The organism is Herminiimonas sp. CN, assembly GCF_000622895.1.
GTDB lineage: Bacteria > Pseudomonadota > Gammaproteobacteria > Burkholderiales > Burkholderiaceae_D > AVCC01.
In genome coordinates this window covers 1-9,871 of the sequence record NZ_AVCC01000104.1, presented here as the reverse complement: position 1 = coordinate 9,871, position 9,871 = coordinate 1, and the positions used below count along the sequence as shown (strand labels likewise).

The window sequence follows — 9,871 nt, the reverse complement described above, 5'->3', positions numbered from 1 at the left end:
AAACCAAAAAAACGAAGGAGTATCACTAATTTTTATGGCATTTCACGCATATTTTCACTGCGGATATTAAATATACTCATTGAGTATGCCAGGGAAACTTAAATGAAGAACATGAAAGATTACTATCTGGTATTAGGCATCGAGAGCGATGCCTCGCTGGCCGAGATAAAAACTGCGTTCCGGCAAAAAGCCGCCCTGTACCATCCGGACCGGAACGCGGCGCACGATGCGCCAGAAAAATTCCGGGAAATCCGGCTTGCCTACGACACGCTGTCGGACCATGCAAAGCGTGCGGCCTATGACGAAAACCGCCGCCGCAACCTGCTCGACAACCCGCTACAGACCGCCAGGGAAATCTGGACAAATTATATTCAAGGAGTGCTGCATTGAGACTATCGCCATTTTTCCATGAACTCAAATCCGCCTATGACGCCGAACTCGAAGACATGCGCAGCGATTCCGCCGGCAACGACGTGCTGACGTCGCGGCTGCACGCCAAGCGCGCGCAAATCCCCGAACTGATGCCGATGATCAACAGTTATCCGGAAATGGGCGCGGTCGCCTTTCACACCGGCATCCAGTTCGTCAGCGGCAAGGTAATGGACGCGCTGGTAACCAAGGAACCGGATGAATTTCCGGCCTGGGCAACACTGCTGCCAGCGCTGGAACTGACCGGCTGGGCCGGCAAACTTGCCGAGACGGTGCTGGCGCATCCGGACGGCGAACAATTCCTGATCGTCAGCGCCGGCCTCGAATACCTGCACTGCAAGAGCGACGTCGGCATTCCCCACCATGCCGGCTCAGACGACGAAGATGAAGAAGCAAAAGACAATCACTTCGGTGACGACTATGGCGACGAGGAAGATGCCGGTTCCGACCTGGCCGAAGCAGGCTCGGACTGGATGGTCGAGCAGGGCTTCGACCGCAACAACTAATTTATTTTTTGTACTGGATCGCCCATGAACACTCCTGCCTTACTCAAAGCACAAAGCCTGGTGCGCGCCGGCGATATCGTCGGCGCCGAACATGCGCTGGTGGCGCTGGCCGAAACCGAGGGCGACCGCGCGCTGGTGGTTGCCCTCGACGATCTGCCGCCGTCCGATCTGCTGGCTATCATCCGCGAATACGACGTCTCGAAGGAATCGGTGGTCAACCTGCTGGTCACGCCGGAACAGTTTGCCCGCGCGGTGGTGCTGGAGCGGCGCTACAACGACCTCAGCCACGAGCATCTGCGCGGCATGATCAACTCGGTGATCTTCCGCGAAGGCTGCGATGCCGGCGAATTCCTGCATGCGATCGGCGACACCGATGGCGGCTGCGATGCGCTGGTCGATTACCTGTCCGACAAGGCCGATCGGGTCGAGCATTTCTTTCAATATTCGACCTTCGACCTGTTCAAGTATGGCGATGAGTCGAAGGCCAAACTGGTTGACTACGACCTGGCGGCCGACCCCGACGAGCATCCCCGTCTGAGCCATGAAGAAGTCAACGATCACGACTGGATGGAACTGACCTGGACGCTGCGCTACGTCACCCCCGATCTGTTCTCCGAAGTGCTGACGATGCTGCGCACGCGCTGGCGTGACCACCAGCGCATGGAAGCGCTGGCCGAAGCCGCATTGAACGCCAGCGGCGCTGACGAGGAAAAAGCGCCGGCCGCAACGCTGGGCGAGGAATCGGCGCTGTAAGCCGAGAGCCCCTGTAGGGTGCGCGATGCGCACCGATCTTGCCACGTGGTGCGCATCGCGCACCCTACGATGCTGCGCTGTATTTACGCCTTAACCTGATCCTATGTCCGACAACAGCACAATTTCACTGTACGACAGCCGGCCGTTTTTTGAAAAAGCGCTCCATTTCGGCGCGCAAAACGGCATCATTGATACCGACAGAATCAACGCGATCCTGAACGACGCGCCGAAAGGCATGATACAAATTGCCGATTTTTTCGGCTCCCAATACCTGCGCCCGGATGTCGAGAGCGCGCAAACGCGCATGGTGAATCTGGTCAGCCTGTATCTTGAAGAAAAATCCGGCGGGGATTTGACCCAGGCCGCGCACTCGCTGCGCGACCATACTTTCCTGTCGCACTCACGCGGCGGTTCCGAGCTGCTGAAGAAACTATTCGCGCTGCCGGAAGACGCCATCATCGGCAGCCACCGGAGCGCGGAGCTCAAGGATTTTCTGGAAAAATGGTCGCTCCTGACCCCGGCCGCCTACCGCAAGGAACGCAAGAAGCGCATTGCTGCGCAAGATGAAATCGCAGCTGCAATCTGGCTCGCCGAACAATCGGGCATGCGCGCATCGGCACTGGAAGACGAAGCGGCCGAACTGGTGATCCGCAGCGCAATCCTGCTGCGCATGAGCGGCAGCCAGACCGTCGCGCTACCAAACGCCGGCGAGTTCGCGCAGCTGATCGATACGCTCAGAACCAAAGGCATTGCGGCGGCCGCCACCAAACGCGCCCGCGTCATCGCCGCCGACATGCCGGAGCAGTACCAGCTGATCGTCGAGCGCATGCGCAGGAAAATCGTCAAGACCGACCTCCCGGAAATCCTCGATCCGGCCACCACCCTGGCCGCACTGCTGAACCAGCTCAAGCAGAAATATTACCTGCGCACCGAAGACCCGGACGACGTCAGCAATTTCGACGCGATCGTCGCCAAGGACTGGGTTCGCGTCACCGAAGGCAAATCGGACTCCGATTCGCTGCTGACCCTGTTTTTGTGCCTGGCCGCAGGCGCGCCGCCGAACATCAAGCTGAGCGAAAAAGCCGCGCGCGACATCGTGCGCAACATCCGCGACGAAGGCATCCGGCCGGAACGGGTGCCGGCCTTCATCCACCAGTTCGCCCCCTTCGAAATGCGGGAAGACCTGATCGCGCTGTGGGAGGATTTTTTCAATGAAGCGGAGAAATACCTGCTGGACGACTGGGACACCAAATTCCTCCAGGTGCTGTCTTTCCTGCAGGACAACTGCAATATCGTGAAAAAATCCTGACCATCCAGCAATAATCTTGCGAAAATGCAAGGTGCCAAAACCTTGCCGGAGCGATAATGAAAAAAGAATCGCCCCGGCAAGCCGGTACCTGTAGCTATACAAATCATTTTCGACACTGCCCATGAACGCCTGCCCGATACGCCCGGAACGCCAGCAACTGATTCGCGCACTGTTCGATGAGTACATCGAAATGTACGCCGCCCGCGATGACCGCCTGACCGGGCGCTTCAGTGAAAACTTCAGCGGCTACGCCGGCAGCAGCAATGTTCTCGTCAAGAACCGGGACGAATGGGTGAAGATCACGCGGCAGGACTTCGCACAGGTGGCAGGCCGGATCCGCATCGAAATGCTGGACCTCTCGATGCAGGATCTCAGTGAAGATATAGTGGCTGTCACCGCATTCTTCCACATTCACCTGCCCATCCCCGACAACATCCTGTCGCGGGAAACGGCGCGGCTGGTACTGGTGTTCCGGCTGGAGGGCCGGGACTGGAAGATCGTACACAGCGGCATCTCCATCCCCTATCACGCGGCTCTGGATGGCGAGATCTACCCGATCCAGGCCTTGTGCGAGCGCAACCGCGCGCTTGGCACGCTGGTCGAGGAACGCACCCGGGCGCTGGCGGCAGCCAACCACAAGCTTGAACTCCTGAGCAACACCGACGGCCTGACCGGCATCGCCAACCGCCGCAGCTTCGACCACATGCTGGCGCAGGAATGGGGCCGCGCGCAACGCGCCGGCACCACTTTGTCGCTGATCATGCTTGACGTCGACAACTTCAAGCACTACAACGACTACTACGGCCACCTGACCGGTGACGACTGCCTGCGCACGCTGGCCGGGGCGATGGCCAAGGCCGGCCAGCGCGCGGGGGAACTGGCGGCGCGCTACGGCGGCGAGGAATTCGTCGTGCTGCTGCCCAACACCGACCGAGACGATGCGCTGGAGGCGGCCTATCGCCTCCAGCACGCAGTCTGGGCGCTGGCGCTGCCCCACGCAGAAACCGCTCCCGGCATCGTCACCTTCAGCTTGGGCGTGGCCAGCCTGCAACCCTCGCCGGAACACATCCCCGAAGACCTGGTGCGGCTGGCCGACGCGGCGCTTTACCATGCAAAAAGATCGGGACGCAACTGCGTGCAATCGGCGACAGGCTCGCTGGTCGGGCAAGCCGCGCAGAAATCCGTTGGCGAGCCCGGTTAAACGATCACGCAGTAGCGATAACGCAGATGCAGAATTACCTGTTTTCGATAGATTGATGCTTTAAACCGGAGGCCATCATGTTAATCAAGCAGATTCGTTGTGTTTCAGCACCCGCTGGCGGCAACCGCAAAGCCGTCAGGCTGCCGGTTCTGGCGCTCCTCGCATTGAGCACGGCATTTGCAGCAACAACGGCAATCGCTGCAAGCAGTTCCTCGGAAGCGAACGCACGCTACCGGGCCGAGCAGGCCGCTTGCAAAAGCGGCCAGTCGAGCCAGGATCGCGCGACGTGCCTGAGAGAAGCCGGAGCGGCGCTGCAGGAGTCCAGAAAAGGCCGCCTGAATGGCGCTGATCCCGGCACCTACCAGCAAAACGCATTGATACGCTGCAACGCACTGCCGGTGAACGACCGTGATGCGTGTCAGCGTCGCATACAAGGTGAAGGCACGACCAGCGGCAGCGTCGAAGGCGGCGGCGTGCTGCGGGAACTTGTAGTGCCGGATGATAAATAAGCATTGCGCAACGCCTGGTCCGGCAGGGGCGTCGCCGCATACAATATACAGCATCCTGTATTTCTAACGTCCGCAATAAAATGCTGCGTTAGATGCGATGTTTACAGACATACTCCGTGCAAAATACAGGAGCTATTCAGACGACCATCTGACCGCGGCCCCAAAACCGGATCGCACGCCCTAGGGCATCGGCAACTCCATGGCGTGCGGCTTGCAGTCTTCGGCCACCGCGAATAACCCCATGCTTTGTACGGCACAGGAGCAGCCGGGCATCGCTAGTTGTTGAATACGTCGGCGCCCTTCGGCACCACGAACTTGAAGCCGTTGGCGGGGATTGACGGATTTTTCTCGAAATGCTGGAACGACAGCAGCGAAACCTGGCCGAAGGCGTCGCGCAGTTCCATCGCTTGCGGCACGCCGTTGCGCAGGCCAATGCCGATGTGCTCGAAGGTGCTGTCCTTGGCTTTCGGGGTGGCTTCCAGCCATTCCAAGCCGTCCTTGGTGCCTGCTTCCTTCAGGGTGAAATTCTTTTCCAGGTCGTTGCTGCCGAACAGGATCGCGGCCGGGCTGGAGGCGAGCGCGTCGCCGAGCTTCTTGACGGTGACCTGGTTCAGGTCCTTGTCGAAGATGTACAGCTTGTCGCCGTCGGCTTGCAGCAGTTGCTCGTAGGGTTTTTGGTAAGTCCAGATGAACTTGCCGGGGCGGGCGAAGCTGAAGCTGCCGCTGGAGACGTTCGACACCTTGGCCGTGCCGTCCATCATCTTGACCTGGCGCTGGGTGAAGTCGCCTTTGGCGGCTTTGGTGCTGGCGACGAAGGATTTGAACTGTTCGAGCGCAGCAGCTTCGGCCAGCAGCGGCGCAAAAGCCAGCGTGCTGATGGCCAGCATTTTGGCGAAGACGCGCGAACGAACGCCCTTGCGGCGGTCAGCTTGCACATTTTTCTTGTTGTCGTATTGAATCGTCATGTATGTCCTTATTCTGCGTTATTGCCTGCCGGCACCAGAATCTCGCGGTTACCGTTCGATTGCATGGTAGATACGATGCCGCTTTGCTCCATTTGTTCCAGCAAACGGGCGGCGCGATTGTAACCAATGCGTAAATGGCGTTGCACCAGCGAAATCGAGGCGCGGCGGTTTTTCAGCACGATGGCGACCGCCTGGTCGTACATGGCGTCGGATTCGCCGCCGCCAGTCGTCCCCGCTTCGCCGCCTGCGCCGTCGGCGCCCTCCTCCAGCACGCCGCCTTCCAGGATGCCTTCGATGTAGTTCGGTTCGCCCTGGGCTTTCAGGTGTTCGACCACCCGGTGCACCTCATCGTCGGACACGAAGGCGCCGTGCACCCGCACCGGCAGCCCGGTGCCGGGCGGCATGTACAGCATGTCGCCCATGCCGAGCAGCGCTTCCGCGCCCATCTGGTCCAGAATCGTGCGCGAGTCGATCTTGCTGCTGACCTGGAACGCGATCCGGGTCGGGATGTTGGCCTTGATCAGGCCGGTAATCACGTCTACCGATGGCCGCTGCGTGGCCAGGATCAGGTGCAGGCCGGCGGCGCGCGCCTTCTGGGCGATACGGGCGATCAGTTCCTCGACCTTCTTGCCGACCACCATCAGCAGGTCGGCCAGCTCGTCGATGATAATGACGATGGTCGGCAGTTTTTCCAGCGGCTCCGGCGCGTCCGGCGTCAGGCTGAACGGGTTCGGGATGTGCTCCTCGCGCTTGGCAGCGTCGGCGATCTTGACGTTGTAGCCGGCCAGGTTGCGCACCCCGAGCTTGGACATCAGCTTGTAGCGCCGTTCCATCTCGCCGACCGCCCAGTTCAGCGCGTGCGCGGCCTGGCGCATGTCGGTCACCACCGGCGCCAGCAGGTGCGGAATGCCTTCGTAGATCGACAGCTCCAGCATTTTCGGGTCGATCAGGATCATCCGCACGTCGTGCGGGTCGGACTTGTACAGCAGCGACAGGATGGTGGCGTTGATGCCGACCGATTTGCCGGAGCCGGTGGTGCCGGCCACCAGCAGATGCGGCATCTTGGCCAGGTCGGCGATCACCGGCAGGCCGGCGATGTCCTTGCCGAGCGCAATCGTCAGGCTGGAGGCGCTGTCATTGTAGACCTTGGAACTGAGGATTTCGGTCAGGCGCACGATCTGGCGCTTCGGGTTCGGCAGTTCCAGCGCCATGTAAGTCTTGCCGGGGATGGTTTCCACCACCCGGATCGAGGTCAGCGACAGCGAGCGGGCGATGTCGCGCGCCAGCCCGACCACCTGGCTGCCCTTGACGCCGGTGGCAGGCTCGATTTCGTAACGGGTCACGACCGGGCCCGGATAGGCCGCCACCACCTTGGCCTGGACACCGAAATCCGACAGCTTCTTCTCGATCAGGCGGCTGGTGAATTCGAGCGTCTCGATGCTGACGGTTTCCTGCGCCGGCGGCGCCGCATCCAGCAGCGACAGCGGCGGCAGGCTGCCGTCCTGCAGATCGGTAAACAGCGCAACCTGGCGCTCCTTCTCGGCCCGCTCCGACTTCGGCACCGCAACGATTTGCGGTTCGATCCGGATCGGCGGCGCTTCGACGATCTTGGCGCGCTCCTGGACTACCACCTCTTCGCGCTTGACCGCAGCCACGTGCCCCAGCTTGCGGTCCTGCCGCGCCCAGTACGCATATTTAGTCCATTTGAAGGCGCTTTCGATGGCGGCGCCGACGCGCTCGGCAACCGCCAGCCAGGAAACATGGAAAAACAGGCTGAAACCGAGCCCGAACAGCAGCAGCAGCAGCAGGGTGGCGCCGGTAAAGCCAAACGCGCTTTGCGCGCTGCTGCCGATCAGGTCGCCCAGCACCCCGCCGGATGCGCGCGGCAGTTGCACTTGCAGGCGGTACAGGCGCGCATGCTCCAGACCGACGCTGCCGCACAGCATCAGCAAGAAACCGGCGGCATTAATCCAGCCTTCATGGTGATGCGCCGGTTCGGGCTGGCCGGCGGCAGGCAACAGGAACTTGTGCGTCAGACGCCGGTAGCCGCGCCAGACCGCGCTCAGCATCAGCACGCACCACCACCAGGCCGAAAATCCGAAGATGAACAGTAGCAGATCGGCCACCCAGGCGCCGATTCTGCCGCCCAGATTATGCAAGGCAGGCACCGCATTGGCATGCGACCAGCCCGGGTCGACCTTGGCATAGCTGGCCAGGATCAGGATCAGGTAGGCCGTCAGCACGCAAAATGCGATCCAGCGCGCCTCGAACAGCAAACGTGACAGCCGGCTTGGCAATGGCGCGACCGGCGGCTTGGCGGTGCGGGTATAGGTTTGGCTTGTTCTGGTCATAAGGCAGGGTAACAGCATCGCTCTGGAAAACGGAAAATGGCAGGATGGATGCGCATCCGCACAACATGATTGGTTTACGGCTTCGTCTATAATCTTAACCAGTTTCCGATTGCAACACTAATGCGCAAAGCGCTTGTCCTTGAAATTTTATTGCGTGGCAGCATAGCAAGGTAGCACGCAGGCGTACTTCTTTCCCTCTCATTTAACGTTAGGTGATCATCCCATGTCCACAACCAAACACGCACATGTACTGATTCTCGGCTCCGGCCCTGCCGGTTATTCGGCAGCGGTATATGCCGCCCGCGCCAACCTGAAACCGGTCTTGATCACCGGCGTCGAGCAAGGCGGCCAATTGATGACCACCACCGACGTCGATAACTGGCCGGCAGACCCGCTGGGCGTGCAGGGGCCGGAACTGATGGAGCGCTTCCGGCAGCACGCCGAACGTTTCAACACGGAAATGATTTTCGACCACATCCACACCACGAAACTGACTGAAAAACCGATTCGCCTGATCGGCGACCAGGGCGAATATACCTGCGATGCGCTGATCATCGCCACCGGCGCCTCCGCGCAATATCTCGGCCTGCCGTCGGAAGAAGCATTCATGGGCAAAGGCGTGTCCGCCTGCGCCACCTGCGACGGTTTCTTTTATCGCGGCAAGGAAGTGGCGGTCATCGGCGGCGGCAATACCGCAGTCGAAGAAGCGATCTACCTGTCCAACATCGCCAGCAAGGTCACCATCGTGCACCGCCGCGACAAGTTCCGCGCCGAGGCGATCCTGATCGATCACCTGATGGCGAAAGTGGCTGAAGGCAAGATCGAGGTCAAGTTCAACCATACGCTCGATGAAGTGACCGGCGATGCATCGGGCGTCACCGGCATGAACATCAAATCGATGCTTGACGGCAGCATCACGCCGATCGCACTGCACGGCGTTTTCGTTGCGATCGGCCACAAGCCGAACACCGCCATTTTCGAAGGCCAACTCGACATGAAGAACGGCTACATCCAGACCAGAACCGGCCTGCAGGGCATGGCCACCGCCACCAGCGTGCCGGGCGTATTCGCCGCCGGCGACGTGCAGGACAGCATTTACCGTCAGGCCATCACCAGCGCCGGCACCGGCTGCATGGCGGCGCTGGATGCACAGCGTTATCTGGAAGGCTAACTAACGCACGCCCGATGCCAGCCTCACTGAAAAACTTCGCCGACCTCGGCCAGTTGCGCGCCAGCCTGAAGGCACAGCAACAGGAGCGCGCGCGGGCCGATGCCGAGCGGCTGCAGCGCGAACAGGAGGAGCAGCGCGAAGCCGACCTGTTTCGCCGCAGCATCGGCACCGTAGCGCCGCTGACTGTACCCGCAAGAGTCGCCGCCACGCCGCTACGGCCGGAGCCGCTTGCCCGCCACCGCCTGGCCGACGAGCAGGCGGCGCTGCAGGAGTCGCTATCGGATGATTTCGACGTCGAAACCCTGCTCGATACCGACGACAGCCTGAGCTATACCCGCAGCGGCGTCGGCGCCGACGTGGTGCGTAAATTACGCAAGGGCCACTGGACCATCCAGGATCAACTCGACCTGCACGGCTTGCGGCGCGATGCCGCCCGCGACGCGCTTGGCGCATTCTTGCGCAGCGCCAGCCGCCGCGGCCTGCGCTGCGTGCGCATCATTCACGGCAAGGGACTGGGCTCGGTCAACCGGGAGCCGGTGCTAAAGCAAAAAGTGCGCAACTGGCTGGTGCAAAAGGAAGAAGTGATCGCCTTTTGCCAGGCCAAGGCAGCGGACGGCGGCTCGGGGGCGCTGGTGGTTTTGCTGAACGCCTGAAAATCGGTCATGCAATAAAAANAA

The 9,871-nt window shown here is 60.9% G+C and carries 10 protein-coding genes; 8 read left to right on the top strand and 2 right to left on the bottom strand.

The window, feature by feature from the left end; genetic code table 11:
• Positions 1-111 precede the first annotated feature (111 nt).
• The 6 genes from HMCN_RS0115865 (at position 112) to HMCN_RS0115840 (ending at position 4,707) form a co-directional block, all read left to right on the top strand.
• Entirely contained in the window at positions 112-390 is a 279-nt protein-coding gene (locus HMCN_RS0115865) for a DnaJ domain-containing protein (RefSeq protein ID WP_025918302.1), read from the top strand.
• Entirely contained in the window at positions 387-935 is a 549-nt protein-coding gene (locus HMCN_RS0115860) for a hypothetical protein (RefSeq protein ID WP_025918301.1), read from the top strand. The genes HMCN_RS0115865 and HMCN_RS0115860 overlap by 4 nt, the downstream gene beginning before the upstream one ends.
• A 24-nt stretch (positions 936-959) precedes the next feature.
• Positions 960-1,688 (top strand): hypothetical protein, encoded by a 729-nt coding sequence (locus tag HMCN_RS0115855; RefSeq protein WP_025918300.1) that lies wholly within the window; start codon positions 960-962, stop codon positions 1,686-1,688.
• 103 nt (positions 1,689-1,791) lie between these two features.
• Complete coding sequence (locus tag HMCN_RS0115850; protein ID WP_025918299.1) at positions 1,792-2,997, top strand: hypothetical protein; 1,206 nt, start codon at positions 1,792-1,794, stop codon at positions 2,995-2,997.
• A gap of 121 nt (positions 2,998-3,118) precedes the next feature.
• Complete coding sequence (locus tag HMCN_RS0115845) at positions 3,119-4,198, top strand: diguanylate cyclase (protein ID WP_238552209.1); 1,080 nt, start codon at positions 3,119-3,121, stop codon at positions 4,196-4,198.
• A gap of 77 nt (positions 4,199-4,275) precedes the next feature.
• Positions 4,276-4,707, top strand: a complete 432-nt coding sequence (locus HMCN_RS0115840; protein ID WP_025918297.1) for a hypothetical protein — start codon at positions 4,276-4,278, stop codon at positions 4,705-4,707.
• Between the two features lie 275 nt (positions 4,708-4,982).
• On the opposite strand, the gene lolA is transcribed toward HMCN_RS0115840, so the two are convergent.
• Both lolA and HMCN_RS0115830 read right to left on the bottom strand, forming a co-directional pair.
• The gene (gene lolA / locus HMCN_RS0115835; RefSeq protein ID WP_025918296.1) at positions 4,983-5,672 is read right to left on the bottom strand and encodes an outer membrane lipoprotein chaperone LolA; all 690 of its coding nucleotides are present in this window, start codon (positions 5,670-5,672) and stop codon (positions 4,983-4,985) included.
• 8 nt (positions 5,673-5,680) lie between these two features.
• A complete protein-coding gene (locus HMCN_RS0115830) occupies positions 5,681-8,023 on the bottom strand; it encodes a DNA translocase FtsK (protein WP_025918295.1) in 2,343 nt (780 codons plus the stop codon).
• A gap of 223 nt (positions 8,024-8,246) precedes the next feature.
• On the opposite strand from HMCN_RS0115830, the gene trxB reads away from it, so the two are divergent.
• A complete protein-coding gene (trxB, locus tag HMCN_RS0115825) occupies positions 8,247-9,194 on the top strand; it encodes a thioredoxin-disulfide reductase (RefSeq protein ID WP_025918294.1) in 948 nt (315 codons plus the stop codon).
• A gap of 14 nt (positions 9,195-9,208) precedes the next feature.
• A complete protein-coding gene (locus HMCN_RS0115820; protein WP_025918293.1) occupies positions 9,209-9,847 on the top strand; it encodes a Smr/MutS family protein in 639 nt (212 codons plus the stop codon).
• Positions 9,848-9,871 lie beyond the last annotated feature (24 nt).

Excerpts from the sequence above, each read along its gene's own strand:
- lolA (WP_025918296.1), bottom strand. The coding sequence starts at position 5,672 with ATGACGATTCAATACGACAACAAGAAAAATGTGCAAGCTGACCGCCGC.
- HMCN_RS0115845 (WP_238552209.1), top strand. The coding sequence starts at position 3,119 with ATGAACGCCTGCCCGATACGCCCGGAACGCCAGCAACTGATTCGCGCA.
- trxB (WP_025918294.1), top strand. The coding sequence starts at position 8,247 with ATGTCCACAACCAAACACGCACATGTACTGATTCTCGGCTCCGGCCCT.
- HMCN_RS0115850 (WP_025918299.1), top strand. The coding sequence starts at position 1,792 with ATGTCCGACAACAGCACAATTTCACTGTACGACAGCCGGCCGTTTTTT.
- HMCN_RS0115865 (WP_025918302.1), top strand. The coding sequence starts at position 112 with ATGAAAGATTACTATCTGGTATTAGGCATCGAGAGCGATGCCTCGCTG.
- HMCN_RS0115820 (WP_025918293.1), top strand. The coding sequence starts at position 9,209 with ATGCCAGCCTCACTGAAAAACTTCGCCGACCTCGGCCAGTTGCGCGCC.
- HMCN_RS0115840 (WP_025918297.1), top strand. The coding sequence starts at position 4,276 with ATGTTAATCAAGCAGATTCGTTGTGTTTCAGCACCCGCTGGCGGCAAC.
- HMCN_RS0115855 (WP_025918300.1), top strand. The coding sequence starts at position 960 with ATGAACACTCCTGCCTTACTCAAAGCACAAAGCCTGGTGCGCGCCGGC.
- HMCN_RS0115830 (WP_025918295.1), bottom strand. The coding sequence starts at position 8,023 with ATGACCAGAACAAGCCAAACCTATACCCGCACCGCCAAGCCGCCGGTC.